The sequence below is a fragment of the Xanthobacter autotrophicus ATCC 700552 genome (assembly GCF_043194565.1).
In the GTDB taxonomy this organism is placed as follows: Bacteria; Pseudomonadota; Alphaproteobacteria; order Rhizobiales; family Xanthobacteraceae; genus Xanthobacter; species Xanthobacter autotrophicus_F.
Window position 1 is genome coordinate 46,401 of the sequence record NZ_JBAFVS010000017.1, and the last position, 19,392, is coordinate 65,792.

At 67.6% G+C, this 19,392-nt stretch carries 14 protein-coding genes and 2 pseudogenes; 9 read left to right on the plus strand and 7 right to left on the minus strand.

Annotated elements, in window-relative coordinates; genetic code table 11:
* Window positions 1-14: 14 nt before the first annotated feature.
* From V5F48_RS17195 to V5F48_RS17205, 3 genes are all read right to left on the minus strand, one after another.
* Window positions 15-1,265: a thiolase family protein gene (locus V5F48_RS17195; RefSeq protein ID WP_394259690.1), complete on the minus strand. Its 1,251-nt coding sequence runs from the start codon at window positions 1,263-1,265 to the stop codon at window positions 15-17.
* A 138-nt stretch (window positions 1,266-1,403) separates the two neighbouring features.
* Window positions 1,404-3,257: a feruloyl-CoA synthase gene (locus V5F48_RS17200; RefSeq protein ID WP_394259691.1), complete on the minus strand. Its 1,854-nt coding sequence runs from the start codon at window positions 3,255-3,257 to the stop codon at window positions 1,404-1,406.
* 123 nt (window positions 3,258-3,380) lie between these two features.
* Window positions 3,381-4,214 carry a crotonase/enoyl-CoA hydratase family protein gene (locus V5F48_RS17205; RefSeq protein ID WP_394259692.1) on the minus strand — a complete coding sequence of 278 codons (834 nt, stop codon included), beginning with the start codon at window positions 4,212-4,214 and terminating at the stop codon, window positions 3,381-3,383.
* Between the two features lie 177 nt (window positions 4,215-4,391).
* Between V5F48_RS17205 and V5F48_RS17210 the strand changes: the two are divergent.
* A pseudogene (locus tag V5F48_RS17210) lies at window positions 4,392-4,594 on the plus strand (integrase); the annotation flags it as partial.
* 675 nt (window positions 4,595-5,269) lie between these two features.
* Window positions 5,270-5,923: an acyl-CoA dehydrogenase family protein gene (locus tag V5F48_RS17215; RefSeq protein WP_394259693.1), complete on the plus strand. Its 654-nt coding sequence runs from the start codon at window positions 5,270-5,272 to the stop codon at window positions 5,921-5,923.
* Here the strand turns inward: V5F48_RS17215 and V5F48_RS17220 are convergent.
* Both V5F48_RS17220 and V5F48_RS17225 read right to left on the minus strand, forming a co-directional pair.
* Window positions 5,907-7,139, minus strand: a complete 1,233-nt coding sequence (locus V5F48_RS17220; protein WP_394259694.1) for an ABC transporter substrate-binding protein — start codon at window positions 7,137-7,139, stop codon at window positions 5,907-5,909. The two genes, V5F48_RS17215 and V5F48_RS17220, sit on opposite strands and share 17 nt — an antisense overlap.
* Before the next feature lie 166 nt (window positions 7,140-7,305).
* Window positions 7,306-7,995 (minus strand): TetR/AcrR family transcriptional regulator, encoded by a 690-nt coding sequence (locus V5F48_RS17225; protein ID WP_394259695.1) that lies wholly within the window; start codon window positions 7,993-7,995, stop codon window positions 7,306-7,308.
* Window positions 7,996-8,144: 149 nt separating this feature from the next.
* Here V5F48_RS17225 and V5F48_RS17230 point away from each other — a divergent pair, with 149 nt between their 5' ends.
* From V5F48_RS17230 to V5F48_RS17255, 6 genes are all read left to right on the plus strand, one after another.
* Window positions 8,145-9,062 (plus strand): alpha/beta hydrolase, encoded by a 918-nt coding sequence (locus tag V5F48_RS17230; protein ID WP_394259696.1) that lies wholly within the window; start codon window positions 8,145-8,147, stop codon window positions 9,060-9,062.
* Window positions 9,063-9,276: 214 nt separating this feature from the next.
* Window positions 9,277-10,458 (plus strand): acetyl-CoA C-acyltransferase family protein, encoded by a 1,182-nt coding sequence (locus V5F48_RS17235; RefSeq protein ID WP_394259697.1) that lies wholly within the window; start codon window positions 9,277-9,279, stop codon window positions 10,456-10,458.
* Between the two features lie 97 nt (window positions 10,459-10,555).
* Window positions 10,556-12,202, plus strand: a complete 1,647-nt coding sequence (locus tag V5F48_RS17240) for a long-chain fatty acid--CoA ligase (RefSeq protein ID WP_394259698.1) — start codon at window positions 10,556-10,558, stop codon at window positions 12,200-12,202.
* Between the two features lie 105 nt (window positions 12,203-12,307).
* On the plus strand, window positions 12,308-14,404 hold the full coding sequence (locus V5F48_RS17245) for a 3-hydroxyacyl-CoA dehydrogenase NAD-binding domain-containing protein (protein WP_394259699.1): 2,097 nt from the start codon (window positions 12,308-12,310) through the stop codon (window positions 14,402-14,404).
* Window positions 14,401-15,183 carry an SDR family oxidoreductase gene (locus tag V5F48_RS17250; protein ID WP_394259700.1) on the plus strand — a complete coding sequence of 261 codons (783 nt, stop codon included), beginning with the start codon at window positions 14,401-14,403 and terminating at the stop codon, window positions 15,181-15,183. The genes V5F48_RS17245 and V5F48_RS17250 overlap by 4 nt, the downstream gene beginning before the upstream one ends.
* A 41-nt stretch (window positions 15,184-15,224) precedes the next feature.
* Window positions 15,225-17,045 carry an acyl-CoA dehydrogenase gene (locus V5F48_RS17255; protein WP_394259701.1) on the plus strand — a complete coding sequence of 607 codons (1,821 nt, stop codon included), beginning with the start codon at window positions 15,225-15,227 and terminating at the stop codon, window positions 17,043-17,045.
* Window positions 17,046-17,234: 189 nt separating this feature from the next.
* Here V5F48_RS17255 and V5F48_RS17260 read toward each other — a convergent pair whose 3' ends face one another.
* Entirely contained in the window at window positions 17,235-18,179 is a 945-nt protein-coding gene (locus V5F48_RS17260) for a helix-turn-helix domain-containing protein (protein ID WP_394259702.1), read from the minus strand.
* 363 nt (window positions 18,180-18,542) lie between these two features.
* Between V5F48_RS17260 and V5F48_RS17265 the strand changes: the two are divergent.
* Window positions 18,543-18,650: pseudogene (locus tag V5F48_RS17265) on the plus strand (aldehyde dehydrogenase family protein); the annotation flags it as partial.
* Between the two features lie 166 nt (window positions 18,651-18,816).
* Here the strand turns inward: V5F48_RS17265 and V5F48_RS17270 are convergent.
* Window positions 18,817-19,353 carry an HPP family protein gene (locus V5F48_RS17270; RefSeq protein ID WP_463593826.1) on the minus strand — a complete coding sequence of 179 codons (537 nt, stop codon included), beginning with the start codon at window positions 19,351-19,353 and terminating at the stop codon, window positions 18,817-18,819.
* Between the last annotated feature and the right edge of the window lie 39 nt (window positions 19,354-19,392).

A 19,392-nucleotide genomic window follows, 5' to 3' on the forward strand; every position in this document is an offset into this window, starting at 1 on the left:
GCTCCCGCGTCCGCTCAGGCGGCTTCAGGGTTTTCGACCAGCATGGCGATGCCCTGCCCGCCGCCAATGCAGGCCGAGGCGATGCCGTAGCGCAGGCCCGATCGCTTCAGTTCGCGCGACACGGTGAGGGCGAGCCGCACGCCGGTGGCGCCCAGGGGATGGCCGATGGCGATGGCGCCGCCGTTCACGTTCAGCCGGTCGTCGTCGAGGTCGAGCTCGCGGGCACAGGCCATGATCTGCGCGCCGAACGCCTCGTTGATCTCGATGCGGTCCACGTCGGCGACGGCGATGCCCGCCTTGGCGCAGACCGCCCGGATGGCCGGCACCGGGCCGATCCCCATGATGTGGGGCGGCACTCCCACGGCGGCGCTGGCGACGATACGGGCGAGCGGCGCCCTGCCCTTCGCCTTCAGCCAGCCGCCGGAGGCGAGCACCACGCTTGCCGCTCCATCCACCACGGCGGAGGAATTGCCGCCGGTCTGCACCCCGCCGAAGGCCGGGCGGATCTTCGCCAGCACCTCCAGGGGCGAGGGCCGCACATGGCTATCCTCCTTCACCACCTCGCCCTTGGCCTTCAGCTTGATGGCGCGGGGCTTCAGGCCATCCGCCTCGAAGGTCTCGTCGGTCACGGCCACGATCTCGCCGTCGAAGAAGCCGGCGGCGCGGGCGGCGAGCGCCCGCTCGAAGGAGCGCGCGGCGAAGGCGTCCACCTCATCGCGGGTGATCTGGAAATCCCGGGCAAGGTTCTCCGCCGTGCCGCCCATGGTGGTGTCGCAGTCGGTGTCGAGCAGGCTTTCCCAGAGGAAGTCCTTGAACTCCACCTGCCCCATGCGAAAGCCGCCGCGATGGGTGTAGGCCGCCACCGGATTGCGGCTCATGGATTCGGTGCCGACGCACAGCCCCACCTCGGCGCGCTTCTGGGAAAGGGCGTCGGCGGCCTGGGCGATCACCTCCACCCCGGTGCCACAGATGCGCTGAACGAGATGGGCCGGCACCTCGGTGCGCGCGCCGCAATAAAGGCCCACATGGCGAGGCAGGAAATAGGCGTCGAAGCTGGCCTGCGCCATGTTGCCGGCCACCACCGTCCCGACCTCGGACGGGTCGACGCCGGCCCGGCGCAACGCCTCGCGCCCGGCCTTGATGCCGAGGTCGGTGGGCGAGACCTGGGACAACGCGCCGTTATAGTCCACGAACGGCGTGCGGGCGCCGTCCACGAGGAAGACGTCGTCGAAGCTGAGCGTGACCGCGCCGGGAACCGTGCTCATGGAAGGACCTTTCTTGCTGCGTGTTCTTGCGGCATGCGTCGGACCATCGGGCGCCGGCAAGGCCGCGCGCCCGCAAGATCGTCGGGGTGTTCGGGGGCATGGCCGGGAGCGGCGGGCGCCGCAGCCGGCCGCTGGGCGCTAGAGCCTCACCACGTTGGGCGCGCTCTCGGCGGCGTAAAGGGCCTCCACCTCGCTCGCGCGATTGGCGAGCACGGCGCGCTGGTTCAGCGAGCCCTTGTCGGTGGCCTCGCCGAGGTCGATGGAGGGCGGCTCGGCGAGCAGTGCGAGGCGCATCACCCGGGTGGAGGACCCGGTGGAGACCTTGGCGATCTCGGCGAGCCGCGCGCGGAAGGCGTCATGCACCGCCGGATCGGCCAGCACCTCGGCCAGCGGCGCATCGGCGGGCAGATGGGGGGCGAGGGCGCGGACCGCGTCCTCCTCCGGGAACACCAGCATGCCGATGTCGTCCCGGTCGTGGCCGGTGACCACGGCATCCTTCACCAGCGGATCGAGCTTGCCGATGAAGTCCACCCGCAACGGCCCGACGCTGACCCAGGTGCCGGTGGCCAGCTTGAAGTCCTCGGAGACCCGCCCGTCGAACTCGAAGCCGGCGGCGAAATTGTTCGGCTCGGCAAGCCGCAGCGCATCGCCGAGCAGATAGAAGCCCTCGGCGTCGAACGCGCTCTGGGTGAGGTCCGGGCGGCGCCAGTAGCCGGGCATGATGTTGGGGCCGCGCAGGCGCGCCTCCAGCTTGCCGGCATTGGGCACGAGCTTCAGCTCGACGCCGCGATGGGGCACCCCGACGATGCCCGGCCGGTCCACCTCGCGCACGCCGATGAGCGCGCCGGGGGCGGTTTCGGTGGCGCCGAGGGAGGTGGTCATGGTGATGGCATGGCCCACCGTGTCGATGGAGAGGTCGCGATAGGCGTCCCACACCGGCTTCGACAGCCCCGCCCCGGCATAGAACATGAGCTTCAGCCGGGAGAAGAAATGCAGCCGCAGCGCCTCGTCGGCCTGGAGATAGGGCAACAGCGCCTCGAACCCCTTCGGCACGTTGAAATAGATGGTGGGCGCGATCTCCCGCAGATTGCGCACCGTCGCCTCGATGCCGTTCGGCATGGGCTTGCCGGCATCGATGTAGAGGGTGCCGCCATTGTAGAGGGCGATGCCGAAGTTGTGGTTGGAGCCGAAGGTGTGGGCCCAGGGCAGCCAGTCCACCAGCACCGGTGGTTCGTCCTTCAGGAAGGCCATGGCCTCCGCCAGCATGGCCTGGTTGGCGCAGATCATGCGGTGGGTGTTGGTGACCGCCTTGGGATAGCCGGTGGACCCGGAGGTGAGCAGGAACTTGGCGATGGAATCCGGCCCCACCTGGGTGCGCGCGGAGACCACCGCCGATGAGATGGGGCGCTCCACCAGGCTGCTGAAAGGGGTAGCGCCCAGTTCCTCCGCGCTGTCGTCGGAGACGACGATCTCGATGCCGCGCTCCTTCACCTTCCTCAGCGCGCGGGCATAGGCCCTGCCCTCCGCCGCGAAGACGAGGCGCGGGGTGAGCAGGTCGAGGGCATAGCTGAGCTTGCCGAGGTCCTGCGACACCAGCGAATAGGCCGTGGACATGGGGCAGGTGGGCACGCCCACCGCCATGCCGGCGAGGGAGACGAGGGCGTGGTCGATGCCGTTGCCGGAGAGGATGAGCACCGGCTCGTCCTCCGACAGGTCGCGGGCAAGCAGTGCCGCACCGATATGCAGGATCTGCTCGAAGGCGGCACCAAAGGTCAGCTCGCGCCAGCCGCCGCCGGCCCTGCGCTCGGCGAGGAACACCCGCTCGGGCGTCACCTTGGCCCAATGCTCCAGCCGGTCCACCAGCGAGGCGGCGTAATGGGGCAGAGGCTTGGCCGAACGGACCACGATGACCCCGTCCGGCCGCGTCTCCACCACAGGGTCGAGCTTGCCGAACAGGCGCAGGGGTGCGCTCGGCGGAATCATGGCGTGCATCATTCCCTCCCGCAGGCTGTCGTCGCCCCATGGCGCGACGCCTCGTCGTTTCCTCGGCCCCGCCAGTTCTCCGGCGCGGGCCATCCTGCCGGTTGATCCGGCGTGATGCTTGGACCGTCCGGATCAGTCCGGGCGGGTCACCTTGGCGGCGCGCTTCTCGAGGAAGGCGCGCACGCGGGTCTTGGCTTCGCGATCGCCCTGGGCGACGGCGGAAACAAGGGATTCCATCAGGTAGCCCACGCGCGGATCACTGTCGGCGATGCGCGGCAGGGCCTGGATGACGGCGAAATTGGTAAGCGGGGCGTTGCCGCAAATGCGCCGGGCAAGGTCGAGCGCATGGGCAAAGCCCTCGTCCTCACCCACCAGATATTGCGAGAAACCGAGACCGACGCCCTCCGCCGCCGAATAGGAGCGGCCGGTCAGCATCATGTCCGCCATGCGCGCGACGCCGATGAGCTTGGGCAGCCGCACCGATCCACCGCCGCCCACGAAGATGCCGCGCTGCCCCTCGGGCAGGGCATAGAAGGCGGACGGCTCGGCGACGCGGATGTGGGCGGCGCAGGCAAGCTCCAGCCCGCCGCCGATGACCGCGCCCTTGAGCACCGCCACCACCGGCACGCGGCCGAACTCGATCTTCTCGAAGCAGCGGTGCCAGGCGCGGGAGTGGAACACCCCGTCGGTCACGTCCCGCTCGGAAATTTCCGAAAGATCGAGCCCGGCGGAGAAATTGGGGCCGATGCCGTGGATCACCACCGCCCGCACATCGTCGGGAATGGACGAGAAGCACGCATCCAGCGCCTCGATGGTGGAATCATTGATGGCATTGCGCTTGGCCTGCCGATCGAGACCCACGATGAGAATGTCGCCGTCCCGCGTGACCACGAGGGGGCCACCCGCATGGCGGTGCTGCGCCCCGTTGAACGCGCTCGCTGCCGGCGCCGATGCCGCCTCGGCCATGGGTTTCCTCCTCCCGCATTTCCATATTTGTTATTCTCTATAACATTTTTTGGAAGTCAACCGCTCCGTGGCGGCGGGCGCATTTTTTGGGCGCGATAGCCCTGCAGACGACCGCCTTGAGAAAGACGCCCGAGATGACATCGAGATTGACTGCAAGCCAAGGAAATCCATGACGTCGGCCGGGACGGCGAGAACGCGTTCGGCAGCTTCCCCATCACTGGAGGAAGATCATCGCGGGCTCGTCCCTCGCCGACGTCACCCCTCACATTCTCCGCCACAGCGTCGCCAGCGTCGCGAATGATCTCGGCTTCACCGGGGTCACCATCGCCGCCCTGGTCGGCCATGCGAAGGGTTCGGTGACGAGCAACGACATCCACAGCTGCAGACGGCGGCGGACTGGCTCGCGGCGCGCAAGATCCTGCCCGAGAAGATCATCGTCGCCGATCATCTCGCCCAATACTGACCCGCCCGAGCCGCACGCGCCACATCCCGAGGATTGCCATGAACAAGCCTGTCATCCCCCTGCCCGCCGAGACAGCCGGCACGCCCGCCATCCGGCGCTCGGCCGACCCTGCCGACTGGCGCGCACTGTTCGAACAGATCGGCGCCGGCTCCAGCGCGCGGGAGCGCGATCGCGTGCTCCCTTTCGAGGCGATCGGACTGCTGAAGGAGGCGGGCTTCGGCGCGCTCCGGCTCGCGCAGGCGGATGGCGGCGCGGGCGCGACCTTCCGCCAGACCTACAAGCTGGCGCGGGACCTCGCCGCGGCCGACGCCAATGTGGCGCACATCTTCCGCAACCATTTCACGGTCGCTGAGCAATACGCGCGGCTGCCCTATGATGCAAAGAGCCGGGCCTGGCAGGCCGAGGTGGCGGCGGGCGCGATTTTCGGCCTTGCCTCCACCGAGGCCGGCTCCAACCCCGCGGGCGGATTTGCCCCCGACACGAAGCTCGATGTGGACGGCGATGGCTTCCGCCTGAACGGGGTGAAATATTACAGCACCGGCACCCTGTTCGCCGATTCCGTGCTGGTGCGCGCGGCTTCGCCGACGGGCGGGTGGCCGCGGTCATCATCCCCACCCGGCGCGAGGGCATCGAGATCCTCGATGACTGGGACGGCGCCGGCCAGCGCCTCACCGCCTCGGGCACCACGCGCTTCCACACCGTGCGGGTCGAGGCGGACGAGGCGGTGTTCGACAGCCCCGGTCGTGGCTATAGCCTCGCCTATTCCAACACTCAGGCACAGCTCTTTCTCACCACCGTGGTGGCCGGCATCGCCCGCGGCGCGCTCGAAGATGCCATCGCTCTGGTGCAGCGGCGCAAGCGCAGCTTTTATTACGCGCCGGTGCCCAAGCCCGCCGACGATCCCTTCCTGCACCAGGCCGTGGGCCAGCTTGCCGCCAACGCCTTTGCGGCAGAGGCGATCATCCTCGCCGCAGCGGACGCCTTGACCTCGCGAGCGACGCCCGCGACCGGGACGACCCGCACCGAAGTGAGGGGAATGGGGAGGCGGCTGGGCTCCCCCGGGGCACCTCGCCACCATCGAGTTCTCGAAAAACAGGCCAATAGCAATGGCCCGCGAGTCAAACTCACGGGCCATTGCTATTACACGCCAGCTCCGGAACTCGAACTTCTGCTCCTTGATCAGCTGCGCACTCTATTGAATGGCGGGGGTGATGAAGGCCCTGCCCCGCTCATCCGGCCTTCCTGATGGCAGGGCAGGCACTCTGCGACAGCGGGCGGAAGGCCTGATCACCGGGAATGACCTCGAGCACATTGTAGACGTCCCATTCGGATTTCGACTGCTGGGGCGTCTTGACCTGAAGCAGAAGGGTGTCGTGGACGAGGCGCCCGTCCGCCCGCAGGGTGGCGTTGCGGACGATGTCGTCTTGCACGGGAATCTCGCGCATCCTGGCGGTGACAGTCTTGGGCTGCTTGGACTTCGACGCCGCGACGGCCTTCAAGTAGTGGCGGGTGGCCGAATACGCTCCCGCGTGGCTGATGGAGGGCATTTTTCCTCCGCCGGCAGCTTCGGCGAAACGCTCCGACCAGCGCCGGGTGCCGTCATCGAAGTTCCAGTAGAAGCTCTCCGTCAGTTGCGTGCCGGCGGCCGCCGCGAGACCGAGTGCCTTCACGTCCTGCAGCGTCAGGAACAGCGCCACGGGCTTCTTGCCGCTGGCCTGCAAGCCGAACTCGGAAGCCTGGCGGATCGAGGCGGTCGCATCGGCACCCGCGTTGGCAAACGCGAGGTAGTTTGCATTGGAAGCCCGCGCCTGCAGGAGAAACGAAGAGAAGTCGCTGGTTTGAAACGGATGCCGCACAGCACCGACCATCGTGGCCCCCTGCGCGTTGATGATTTCGGCGCCGTCCTTCTGCAGCGAATGGCCGAAGGCATAGTCGGACGCGAGGAAAAACCACCGGGTGCCCGGCTTGGCCAGGGGCTTCATCGCGCCTGCGACCTGGCTGTAGGTGTCCCACATCCACTGAACCGACGTTTCGGGGGAGCAATCCTCGTTGGTGAGCCGCGCGGTGCCGCCTGGGAACAGGACCGCGAACGTCTTCTTCTCGCGCGCGAGCGACTGGACGGCCAGCTGCACGGCCGCATTCACCACGTCCCCGATCGCATCCACATTTTCCGTGTCGACCCACTTGCGGGCGATGCCGAGGGCAACATCGGCCTTGTTCTGATGGTCGGCGGCGATCACGTCGATCTGCATGCCCTTGCACTCGGCCTTGAGGCAGTCCTCCACCGCCATCTGCGTAGCGATCACCGAGCCCTTGCCGGCGAAATCGGCGAAGGGGCCGGACAGGTCGGTGAGGACGCCGATCCTGACCTTGAAAGGTTGCTCCTGCGCCAGGCCTAGTCCGGCGATGCCGGCAAGAAGGAGGCCCGACACGGCGGTCGCGGCGGCGATCGTGATGCGCATGTTTCCATCCCCTTATTTTGGCCTGCCGCGGCTCGGCAGCTTTCAAGCCGGCCGGCTGGTGATCGCGCACGATGACCGTCGGCAGGCCGCCAAACTGTTAGTTGGACGAACGACCAAAACTTGAGACGAAGGGAATGTCAACGAAAATATGCCGAGCCGTGCGGGGTCACGCGATCGAAGGGGGCCGGGCCTGCTTGCCGTCGTCCGCGCCACCCAGGCGCTCGAAGCCGGCAGAGAGGAAGGGCAGCATCACATCGAAGATTTGGTCGATGTCCGTGGACCGCATGGCCCCGTCGGACAGTTGCTCTGCCCGTCCCGTCTCGGCTGCGATCCCGAGCATCACGCTGACCATGAAGGTGAAGCCTGCCACGAGTCTGGGCTCGGGGCAGGTCGGGAACGTGCGGCGGAACTCATTGAGAAAAACGGTAGCCACCGGATCGTAATACGTGCTGATCAACCCCGTCCATCGCGGTGAATTGGCAACACTCGATATGATTTTCGTATAGCTCTTCCATTCCGGCCCGGCGCTGTGGGCCAGGTCCAGAAATGGCCATGTATAGGCGTGGATGATACGCTCAGCCGGAATAGCCATCGGCAGGAATGACTTCCGTGCTTGGGTCAGAAGACTAAGGCGCCTCCGGCCGACCTCCGAGGATCGGCGCTCGATGAGCGTCTCGTAGAGCATCTCCTTGTTCTGGAAGTGATAGGAGACCAGGCCGATTCGCGTCTCCGCCTTGATCGCGATGTCGCGCAGGGACGTGGCATCATAGCCGTGGGTGGCGAACAGATGCTCGGCTGCACTCAAGATGCGTTCGCGCGTCGGTGGGGCTGCATCCGGAGCGGCTTTCTTTTTCACTTAATCCCTCGCCATCGGCCCCAACTGGCCTGTCCGCATGATTGCCCATCGGCCGTGTTGCGGCAACCGGTTGACAGGCACGTTCTCGGCCGATATTTGATTGGACGACCGACTAATAATGTTCCAGGGCCCGGGCAAGGAAACAGGACATGGCGAGCCAGAAGAAAGTCGAGTTCAGGAGCGGCGATCATACGCTCAGTGGCACCCTCATCATGCCGGACGGCGCGACCGGCCCGGTGCCGATCGTCGTGATGGGGGGCGGATGGTGCTATGTGAAAGAAATCGTCATGCCGCACTATGCCACGGGCATCGTGGCGGCCGGCGCTGCCGTGCTCATGTTCGACTATCGCAACTTCGGCGAGAGCAGCGGAACCCGCCGCCAGCACATCGATCCATGGGAGCAGATCGAGGATTTCCGCAATGCCGTCACCTATGTGGAGACATTGCCCGAGATCGATCCCCGGCGCATCGGCGTGTGGGGTATCTCCTATGCCGGCGGCCACGTCATCGCCGTGGCCGCCATCGATAGCCGGGTGAAGCTCGCGGTCTCCAACATTCCGGTCGTCAACGGCTACGAGACCATGCGGCGGACCCACGGTTCCATCCGCTTCAACGACCTTGAAGACCTTCTGCTCGAGGACCGCAGGGACCGCGCGAAGGGGCATGACGGCCGCATGCCCATGTCCTCGCTCACGCCGCCGACGGAACTGTCGACCTGGCCGTTCCCCACGATCCATTCGGTGTTCAACGACATCAAGGCCCGCGAGGCCCCGAACCACGAGCACTGGAGCTCGATCGAGAGCACCGAGCTGCTTTTGAACTACGATGTGGGGCCGTTCGCGCGGCGCATCTACGACAAGCCCATCCTGTTCGTCATCGCCGAGGGCGACGAGATCACCCTGTGGGATCTGGAGATCGCCACCTACCATTCGGTCCCCTCCGCGCGGAAGGAGCTGGCGGTGATCCCCAAGGTCTCGCACATGAGCCTCTACTCCCAGCAGGACCACCTGTCCCGCGCCGGCGCCACGGCTTCCGCTTTCATCCGCAAGCATCTCGTCGACGCCTGAACCGCGACGCAAGGAAGCTGGAGACAGGCTCCGGCTTCCGCTCTCCGGCGTCTTTTTTCGGCCGGCAGGCGCGACGGACCGTCCTGTGCGGCGCCGCCGATCACCCGCGGCCCGGCGGCGGGTGCAGACAAGACGTCTCTTGGTCCAGTCGAGATTGCACAGGCGCCTGCTCCCCTCTGCGGGGAGCGACGGGCGCGACCCAAGGAAGGCAGCAATGACACGTGACATCGTGATCGTCGGCGCCGCACGCACGGCCATAGGCACCTTCGGCGGGGCCCTCAGGGACGTGCCCCTGTCGCAGCTCGCGACCACCGCCGTGAAGGCCGCGCTGGAGCGCAGCGGCGCCGCGCCGGGCAAGGTCGGCCACGTCGTCCTCGGCAACGTCATCCCGACCGAGCCCAAGGACGCCTATCTCAGCCGCGTCGCCGCGCTCAATGCGGGCCTGCCCGAGACGGTGCCGGCCTTCAACGTCAACCGGCTCTGCGGTTCCGGCCTCCAGGCCATCATTTCGGCCGCGCAGACGATCGCGATCGGCGATGCCGACATCGCGATCGGCGGCGGCGCCGAATCCATGAGCCGGGCGCCCTACATCTCCCCCGGCATGCGCTGGGGCCAGCGCATGGGCGATGGACGCATGGTGGACTACATGCTCGCCGTCCTGCACGACCCGTTCCTGGATATCCACATGGGGATCACCGCGGAGAACGTGGCCGCCCGCCTCAAGGTGAGCCGGGAGGACCAGGACGCGCTTGCCGCGGAGAGCCATCGCCGCGCCGCCCATGCCATCGCCGAGGGGCATTTTCGCGAGCAGATCGTGCCGGTGGAGATCGTCTCCCGCAAAGGCACGACGGTCTTCGATACGGACGAGCACGTGCGCGTCGATAGCACCTTCGATGTCCTGTCCCGGATGAAGCCGGCATTCAAGGCGGACGGCACCGTGACCGCCGGCAACGCATCCGGGATCAACGACGCTGCAGCCGCGGTGGTGCTGGCCGAGGCGGAGCTTGCCGAGAGGATGGGGCTGAAGCCCCTCGCGCGCCTGGTGAGTTACGCCCATGCCGGCGTCGCTCCCGACGAGATGGGCATCGGCCCCATCCCGGCGACGCGCAAGGTGCTGGAACGCACCGGGCTTTCCGTCGCGGACCTCGACGTGATCGAATCCAACGAGGCCTTCGCCGCCCAGGCCTGCGCCGTGGCGCGGGAGCTCGGGCTCGATCCCGCGAAGGTCAATCCCAACGGCTCGGGCATCTCCCTCGGCCATCCCGTGGGGGCGACGGGAGCCATCATCACCGTGAAAGCCATCTACGAGTTGCACCGCATCGGCGGGCGCTACGCGCTGGTGACCATGTGCATCGGCGGCGGCCAGGGCATCGCTGCCATCTTCGAGCGGATGTGAGGGCGGCCGGGCTTGCAGCCCAACTGACCGGAAGACGCTCCGCAAGAGGGCGGCCGCGTTCGACGAAGAACAACAGGGGCGCGAGGGAGGAACAATAATGAAGGGCCTGATGCAGCGCCGTGACCTGAACGTGTCGGACCTCCTCCGCTTCGCGTCCAAGTACCATACCCAGGCCACCGTCACCACGCGACGCGCGGACGGCAGCCGCGTGGTGTACACCTACCCCGAGATCGAGGCCCGGGTGGCGCAGCTGGCCCATGCGTTGAGGCGACGCGGCATTGGGGTGGGCACGTGCATCGGCACCCTTGCCTGGAACGATCACCGGCACCTCGAACTCTATTACGGCGTGGCCGGGGTTGGCGCCATCTGCCACACCATCAATCCACGCCTCTTCCGGGAGCAGATCGCTTACATCGTCGCCGACGCGTCAGACACGATGCTGTTCGTCGATCCACTTGAGATGCCTGTCCTGGAGCCGCTGGGGGCCGAGCTGAAACGCTCGGGCGTGAACACGCTGGTGGTGCTCGGCGCCGACAGCGACGTGCCGCAAACCGCCCTCACGACACACCTTGAAGTCCTCTCCTACGAAACGCTCATCGCCGGTGAGCCCACCACCATCGACTGGCCGCGCTTCGACGAGAATGAGGCGGTCAGCCTCTGCTACACCTCCGGAACCACCGGGCACCCGAAGGGGGTCCTTTATTCGCACCGCGCGGTGATGCTGCACGGCTATTCCACCAATCTTCCGGACTTCTTCGGCCTGCGCGCGGTGGATGTGGCCATGCCGGTGGTGCCCATGTTCCACGTTAACGGATGGGGCTTGCCCTACAGCGCCCCCATGGTCGGGGCAAGCCTCGTCCTGCCCGGCCCGCGACCGCAGGCCGCCGACCTCGTCGATCTGATCGCGACAACGGGAGTGACATGGTCGGCCGCGGTGCCCACCGTCTGGCTCGGTGTGCTTGAGCGCCTGCGCGCGACCCGACCGGCCATTCCCCAGCCGCTCAGGATAGCCGTGGGCGGCGCCGCCTGCCCGCCCCACATCGCCACGGCCTTTCACGACGAGTTCGCCATCACCGTCAACCATGCCTGGGGCATGACGGAGACCACCCCCTGCGGCCTGTTCAACCAGCGCAAGATTGAGAACAAGGACATGCCGCTTGCCGAATGGCTCGCCTCCCAGCGCCGCCAGGGGCGTCCCACTTTCGGCGTGGAGATGAAGGTGGTGGACGACACCGGCGCCGAAGTGCGTGCCGACGGAGCCTCCACCGGCGAGATGCTGATCCGCGGCCCCTGGATCGCGGCGGCCTATTTCAAGAGCCGGAGCCAGGACGCCTTCACGGCCGATGGCTGGTTCCGTACCGGCGACGTGGTCACGCAGGATGCCTCCGGCTATTTCGAGATCGTCGACCGCACCAAGGATCTGATCAAGTCTGGCGGCGAGTGGATCAGCTCCATTGCGCTCGAGAACATCGCGGTGGCGCATCCGGCGGTGGAGGAGGCGGTTGTCATCGCCGCGCGCCACGCCAAGTGGGACGAGCGTCCCCTCCTGCTCGTGGTTCTGAAACCCGGGCGAACTGCGGACAAGAGCGAGATCATCGACTGGTACGTCGGCAAGGTGTCCAGGTGGTGGATTCCGGACGACGTTGTATTTGTAAATGAATTGCCGCACACGGCGACGGGAAAGCTCCTGAAGTCCGAAGTTCGTAACACGTATTCTGACTACATCATCACCAACGCACAATAATAATCTGCGCAGAACGATCCGACGTCAAACAGTCAGCCGGAGTCCTCGTCCGATGTGCCCCATGCTGCGCGGGCCACGCCGGGAGGGCGAGCGGAGGGAAGCATCGTGCCGGTCAAGACGCATATCGAGGACGGGATCGGGATCATCGTCTTCTCCAATCCGCCCCTCAATCCCATCTCGGCGCGCGCGGGCATTCCCCAAGCCATCGAGGCTGCATTGCACGCGCTCGATGCCGATCCCCAGGTCAAGGCCATCGTGCTGGCGGCCGAAGGCCGGATGTTCAGCGCGGGCGCGGATATCGCCGAGTTCGACAAGGACCCTGCCGCGATCGCGGCTCCGGCGCGCCGGCTCGGTCATGTCCTCGATGGCCTGAAGAAGCCGGTGGTTTCCGCCATCCAGGGCGGCGCCCTCGGTGGCGGCCTGGAGCTCGCGCTGGCGACCGACTACCGCATCGCCACGGCGGACGCGAAGGTGGGGCTGCCCGAAGTGACGCTGGGTCTCATTCCCGGCGCGGGCGGGACCCAGCGGCTCCCCCGCCTGACCGGCGCAGCGCAGGCGGTGCAGCTGATCTCCGGCGGCACGGCCATCGACGCCGCGCAGGCTCGCCGCCTCGGCCTGCTGGACGCCCTCGCGGGAGACGACGTGCAGGCCGAGGCCATTGCCTATGCCCGTTCGGTCGCCGGAGAGGGCCGCCGCAGGAGCCGGGACCGGGAGATTTCCAACGAGGGCGGGCCGAGCGCCATGGCAGAAGCGCGCGCCAAGGCTCCCCGTGGCGCGCCGGGCGATGCGGTGCGCGGTGCGCTCAACGCCATCGAGACCGGCATCACGCAAGGCTTCGATGGGGGCTTAGAGGTCGAATACGACCTCTTCGACCGCCTGCTGGTCAGCGAGCCGGCGCGCGGCCTGCGGCACGCCTTCCTCGCAGAGCGCGCGGTGGCGCGGGTGCCGGGCCTCGATCCGGCGCTGAAGGTTGACCCGGTGCGGGCCGTCGCCATCATCGGGTCTGGCACCATGGGAACGGGCATCGCGCTCGCGGTGGCTCAGGCCGGCCTCCCCGTCACCGTCATCGACGCCAACGCCGCAGCGCTGGAACGCTCCCGCTCCTCGGTCGAGAGCGCGATCGCGCGCTCAGTCGAGCGCGGACGGCTGAGCGAGGCCGCGGGCGCGGCACAGCGCGCGCTCATCGGCTTCTCGCTCGATCTCGCATCCGTGCGCGGCGCCGACGTCGTCATCGAGGCGGTGTTCGAGGACATCGTCGTCAAGCAGCAGGTTTTCGAGGCGCTTGACCGGCTGGCCGACGAACACGCCGTCCTCGCCTCCAACACCTCGACGCTGGACGTGGACAGGATTGCCGCATTCACGAAACGGCCGCAGTGCGTGGTCGGAATGCACTTCTTCAGCCCCGCCAACATCATGCGACTGCTGGAGGTAGTGCGTGGCGAAAAGACCGCGCCCTTGACGCTCGCGCGCGCCATGACCTTCGCCAAGCAGATCCGCAAGGTGGGCGTGGTCTCCGGCGTGTGCGACGGCTTCATCGGCAACCGCATGTTCGAGGAATATCTGCGTCAGGCCTATTTCCTGCTGGAGGAAGGCGCCCTGCCGCAGCAGGTGGACGCCGCCATGGAAGCCTTCGGCATGGCCATGGGCCCGCTGCGCACCATGGACCTCGCGGGCCAGGACATCGGCTGGAGCATTCGCAAGCGCCGCGCCGTGGAGCAGCCCGATCGGCCCTATTCGCGCATCCCCGACCTCATCTGCGAGATGGGCCGCTTCGGGCAGAAGACCGGGGCCGGCTACTATCTCTACGGCAAGGGCGGCAAGCCGGACGTGGACCCGGCCATCGACGCGCTGGTGGCAGAGGAATCAAAGCGCCTCGGCATCACCCGCCGGCCGATCGGCGACGAAGAGATCGTCGAGCGCTGCGTCTATGCGCTGGTGAACGAGGGCGCGCGCATCCTTGAGGACAAAATCGCGGCGCGCCCGCTCGACATCGATACGGTGTGGGTGAACGGCTACGGCTTCCCGCGCTTCCGGGGCGGGCCAATGTTCCATGCCGATCGCGTGGGATTGCCGCGCGTCCTCTCCCGCATCGAGGACTTCGCCGGTGCCTATCAGGGCTGGGCCTGGCAGCCCGCCGACCTCCTGCTCCGAGCGGCCGGGTCCGGCATCGGCTTCGCCCGCCTCAATGGAGACGGCGCATGACCAACGACCTGCATCGCCTCCTCGACCTCTCCGGGCGCGTGGCGATCGTCACGGGCGGCTCGCGTGGCATCGGCCTGCAGATGGCGGAGGCGCTGGGCGAGTTCGGCGCCCTTGTGGTCATCACCGCGCGCAAGGCCGACGAACTGGCGCGGGCCAGGCAACATCTGGAAGGGCTCGGCATCGCCGCGATCACGCTCGCGGCGGATCTGTCCGACGCCGCATCGATCCCGGGCATCGTGACCGAGGCCCTCGCGGTAACGGGACGGATCGACATTCTCGTGAACAATGCGGGCGCCACCTGGGGCGCTCCGGCCGAAGCCTATCCGCCGCAGGGCTGGGCCAAGGTAATGGACCTCAACCTCAACCGCCTGTTCGATCTGACCCGCGAGGTGGCCGCGCGCGCGATGCTGCCGCAGGAGTGCGGGCGCATCGTCAACATCGCTTCCATCGCCGGCCTGACGGGCAACCTGCCGGGCATGGAAGGCACCGTCGCCTACAATGCCTCGAAGGGTGGCGTCATCAGCCTGACGCGCGCGCTCGCCGCCGAATGGGGCGCGCGCGGCATCACGGTGAACGCCCTCGCGCCGGGCTACTTCCCCTCGAAGATGACCGCCGGCACCCTCGACAGGCACGGCGAGAAACTGCTCGCCGTGACGCCGCGCGGCATGCTCGGCGGCGCGGGCGACCTGAAGGGCGCGGCGCTGCTCTTCGCCTCCGACGCTGGCGCCCATATCACCGGCCAGATCCTCGCCGTGGACGGCGGCATGACCGCGGTCTGAGCGCGGGCGCCGCTGTTCTCAAGCGAAACACGGGACCACCCATGACTGCCACATCTCTGATCCGTCGCGCGGACCTGGATTTCCTTCTGCTCGACTGGCTGGGCGCAGACCGGCTGGCCGAGGTCCCGCGCTTTTCCGACCTCAGCCGCGAGACGCTGACGGCGCTGCTCGATCTGAGCGAGACTGTCGCCGCGCGCCATTTCCTGCCCCACTACAAGACGGCGGACGTGACGGAGCCAACGCTCGATGCGAGCGGCGTCCATATCCTGCCTCAGATCACCGCCGCACTGTCCGCCTATGCCGAGGCGGGCCTGTTCGGACAGAGCTTCGCCTGTGAACATGGGGGCATGCAACTGCCGCTCACCGTGGCGGCCGCGTCCTTCGCCCATTTCCTCGCAGCGAACATCGCCACCGCCGCCTATCCCATGCTGACGGTGGCAAATGCGCGGCTCATCACCACCTTCGGCAGCGCTGCGCTGATCGACGCCCTCGCACGGCCCGAGATCGAGGGGCGTTTTTTCGGCACCATGTGCCTCTCCGAGCCGCAGGCGGGTTCCTCCCTTGCCGATATCGCCACCCGCGCGGTGGCGGACGGGGAAGATGGTCTCGGCCCGCGCTATCGCCTCGCCGGCAACAAGATGTGGATCTCCGGGGGCGACCAGGACGCATCCGAGAACATCTGCCACCTGGTCTTGGCGAAGATCCCCGGTCCGGATGGAAAGGTCGTCCCCGGCGCCGCCGGCATCTCGCTGTTCGCCGTGCCGAAGATCCTCGTCGCACCGGGCGACTTCGCCGGCGCGCCCAACGACGTGGTGGTGGCGGGGCTGAACCACAAGATGGGCTATCGCGGCACCGCCAACTGCCTGCTCGATTTCGGCGAGGGCCAGCGCCACCGGCCGGGCGGCGTGTCGGGTGCGGTGGGCTACCTCGTCGGCGCGCCCGGGCAGGGGCTCGCGATCATGTTCATGATGATGAACGAGGCACGGCTCCAGGTCGGGCTCGGGGCGGCCATGCTGGCCTATCGCAGCCACCGCCTCAGCGTCGCCTATGCCGGCGACCGCGCCCAGGGCCGTCCGCGCGGCGCGACACCACACATGCGCCCGATCCCCATCATCGCCCATGCCGACGTGAAACGGATGCTGCTCGCGCAGAAGGCCTATGCGGAAGGATCCCTGGCGCTGGTGCTCTACTGTTTCCATCTCGCCGACCGCGCCGAGGCGGCAGGGGACGTCGAGGCGCGGCAACTGCTCGACCTCCTCACGCCGGTGGCAAAAACCTGGAGCTCGGAATGGGGCCTCGCCGCCAGCGATATCGCCATCCAGATCCACGGCGGCTACGGCTACACCCGCGACTTCGACGTGGAGCAGCTCTATCGCGACAACCGCCTCAACCCCATCCACGAGGGGACGACCGGCATCCAGTCCATCGACTTCGTCGGCCGCAAGCTCATCCGCGACAAGGGCGAGGCCTTCGCCCTGCTGCTGTCGCGGATCGACGGGACGCTGACCCGGGCCACGGGCTCCGCAGCCCTCGCGGAGGCCGGGCAGGTGCTGAAGATGGCGCGGGGGGCGGTTGCGGACGTCGCGCAGACCCTGGTCGCCGATCCCGCGGGCACCGGCGCCCTGGACAATGCCACCGCCGTGCTCTCCGCCTTCGGCCATTTGGTGGCCGGCTGGCTCTGGCTGGACCAGGCGCTTGCCGCAGAGGCGGCGCGAGAGCACCTGCCGGCAGTGTTCGTGGACGGCAAGGTCGCGACTGCCCGGTATTTCGCCGCTTACGAGTTGCCGAAGATCCCCGGCTGGCTCTCGCCCCTGCGCGCCGCCCCGCATCTGTTGAGCGAGATCCGTCCCGAGCTGTTCTGAGCCGCCCCTCGCATTCCATCGCAACCACGAGAAAGGTCGAACCGCACCTGAGGTGCTCCCCGAAATCGGGCCGGCGGGAGCTGGGTGGGGGTGAGGCTCAGTTCGTTGGTGGCGTCCACGAGCTTGGCAAGGAGCGCCCGTTCCTCCGGCGACAGGGGCGCCATGATGCGGCGCCTTCGGCACGGTCGGTCACCCCTCGCTTGGTCGCCGATTGTGGCGCAGCGAAACAGTCCCCGATTGCTGCAGCGCTGCCGCATCCGAGGGGACAGAGAAGGCATCGCGATAGGCGCTCGGGTTCTGCCCCACATGGCGGGTGAACAGGCGGGTGAAATAGGCCGGATCGGTGAAGCCCAGCAGGAAGGCGATCTCGGCGACGGTCATGGAGGTGTAGAGCAGGTGGCGCCGCGCCTCCAGCACCAAGCGCTCCTGCACCACGCCCAGCGCCGAGCGCCCCACCATCTGCCGGCACACCCGGCTGAGATGGGGGGCGCTCACCCCCAGCCGCCGGGCCCGGTCGGCGAGGGAGGGGTGACGGCGAAAATCCTCCTCCACCTGCGCCCGGAAACGCTCGAACAGGCGCCGCTGGACCGATGCCCCGCCCGGCCCGCCGTCGGGCGACACTGCCGCGATGGCGCGCCGGAACCAGACAAGGATGAGGCCGGCGAAGGCCGTCAGCGCCTCGGTCCGCCCGGCACGTGCATCGGCGAACTCCGCGTGGGCGAGCGCAAGCATCTGCGACAGTCGTGAGGCCGCCTCCGGTTCTGCTGCGATCACCGCCGGGCGCGCCAAAGCGCTGCGCCATTGCCCGTGGGTGGTCGAGGCCCGGTCCAGGACCGCGGGCGGAACGCTCGCCACATAGCCGTCGGTTCCCGCCTCGAAATCGAAGCTGTGCACCACCAGGGGCGGCAGAACCACCGCCGAGCCGGGGCGCAAGACATGGGTCGCGCCGTCGATGGAGGCGACGCCGCCGCCACTTGCAATGAAGAAGAACTGGTAGAGGTCGCCGTGGCGGTGGGAGCGGATGCGCCATTCATGGATTGAACTGCGGGCGACGATGGTCTCCACATGCAGTTCGTCGGGAAAGCCGTCGCTGCCCTCGCCATAGAGGGCATAGGCCGGGACCGTGCTGCCCATCGCGTGCTCTTTTTGTTGAAGGGGCAATTATTGAAGGGGCAATCCACCGGGCAAGTTCATGCACGCCGCCCGGATCGCGCTCACGGTTCGATTTGTCCAAGACTGTGCCCGAACGCACCATTCCGCACAAGGTGCCGGCTGCGCCCCTCTCCCAAGGAAGACGCCGGCTGATCGAGCGCAGGCTCCCCTCGCCGACCGGGTCGAGGATTGGCCGGATGAGCGCTTCTATGACGAGTTGCACCGGCGCCTGCCGCAGGACGTCGAGGCGCCCGTCACGCCCGGCCCCTCCATCGATTTGCGGGCGGCTCGCGGACGGGTATCGACGCCTGTTCGCAGCGGGCGCTCGCGCGCATCTGGAGGGCGGTTGCGCCCTTCGGCGGCGTCAAGCAGTCCGGCCTCGGCCGCGAGGGATCGAGCCACGACATCAAGGAATATCTGGAGATCAAATATCTCGCCATGGGCGGGCTTTAAATTACAGGCTTTTGCCGTATCGAATGGCAAAATGACAGAAGATCGCTCTTCAATATAAGATAGCCCTGATCTGCCCCCAAACTTTTCAAAGCAGCCGTACATATTTGGCGGGGCGCGGTCGCCCGGACGAGGGCTGGAACCCCCGACTGTGGCCACCGCTCCAAGCCTACCACCAGCGGGACGGCCAGCTTCCGCGCCGGGCCAGATTGTGCCAGCCGAACGCATAGAGCGACAAAAGCACGGCGCCGAGGCCCACCGGGACCAGCAGGAAGCCCGGCTTCATGGCCTCCATCACCACGATGATGGGATTGATGGCCGCCGGTGGATGCATGGTGCCGCTGGCCCGCATGGCGACCATGGCGATCCCCACCGCCGCCGCGGCGGCCGGTTCCGAGCGCCCAAAGACGGCGAGCATGGCGAGGCCTACCAGCGTCGAGACCAGATGGCCTCCCACCAGAGCGCGGGGCTGGGCCGCCTCCGCCTCCGGCATGCCCAGCACCAGCACGATGGAGGTGGCGAACGGAATGAGGGCCAGCGGCGTTTCGCCGAAATAGGCCGCGATCTCCATGGCTGCGACCGCCAGCGCCCCGCCCATCCCCTGCCAGCACCAGAGCAGGAGCGTGCGCCGGTCTCTGCCAAGAAAGGTCCGCGCCGGAGCGCGTGTGTCAGATGAACTGCCGGGTTGTGGCGTGGAAGGGGGCATGCTTCATTTTGCAACACTACGCGACCCATTCGCAAATGC

What these genes read in the sequence shown, in the direction of transcription:
- V5F48_RS17235 (WP_394259697.1), top strand. Translation starts at nt 9,277, where the DNA reads ATGACACGTGACATCGTGATCGTCGGCGCCGCACGCACGGCCATAGGC.
- V5F48_RS17230 (WP_394259696.1), top strand. Translation starts at nt 8,145, where the DNA reads ATGGCGAGCCAGAAGAAAGTCGAGTTCAGGAGCGGCGATCATACGCTC.
- V5F48_RS17270 (WP_463593826.1), bottom strand. Translation starts at nt 19,353, where the DNA reads ATGCCCCCTTCCACGCCACAACCCGGCAGTTCATCTGACACACGCGCT.
- V5F48_RS17255 (WP_394259701.1), top strand. Translation starts at nt 15,225, where the DNA reads ATGACTGCCACATCTCTGATCCGTCGCGCGGACCTGGATTTCCTTCTG.
- V5F48_RS17260 (WP_394259702.1), bottom strand. Translation starts at nt 18,179, where the DNA reads ATGGGCAGCACGGTCCCGGCCTATGCCCTCTATGGCGAGGGCAGCGAC.
- V5F48_RS17195 (WP_394259690.1), bottom strand. Translation starts at nt 1,265, where the DNA reads ATGAGCACGGTTCCCGGCGCGGTCACGCTCAGCTTCGACGACGTCTTC.
- V5F48_RS17240 (WP_394259698.1), top strand. Translation starts at nt 10,556, where the DNA reads ATGAAGGGCCTGATGCAGCGCCGTGACCTGAACGTGTCGGACCTCCTC.
- V5F48_RS17220 (WP_394259694.1), bottom strand. Translation starts at nt 7,139, where the DNA reads ATGCGCATCACGATCGCCGCCGCGACCGCCGTGTCGGGCCTCCTTCTT.
- V5F48_RS17205 (WP_394259692.1), bottom strand. Translation starts at nt 4,214, where the DNA reads ATGGCCGAGGCGGCATCGGCGCCGGCAGCGAGCGCGTTCAACGGGGCG.
- V5F48_RS17250 (WP_394259700.1), top strand. Translation starts at nt 14,401, where the DNA reads ATGACCAACGACCTGCATCGCCTCCTCGACCTCTCCGGGCGCGTGGCG.
- V5F48_RS17200 (WP_394259691.1), bottom strand. Translation starts at nt 3,257, where the DNA reads ATGCACGCCATGATTCCGCCGAGCGCACCCCTGCGCCTGTTCGGCAAG.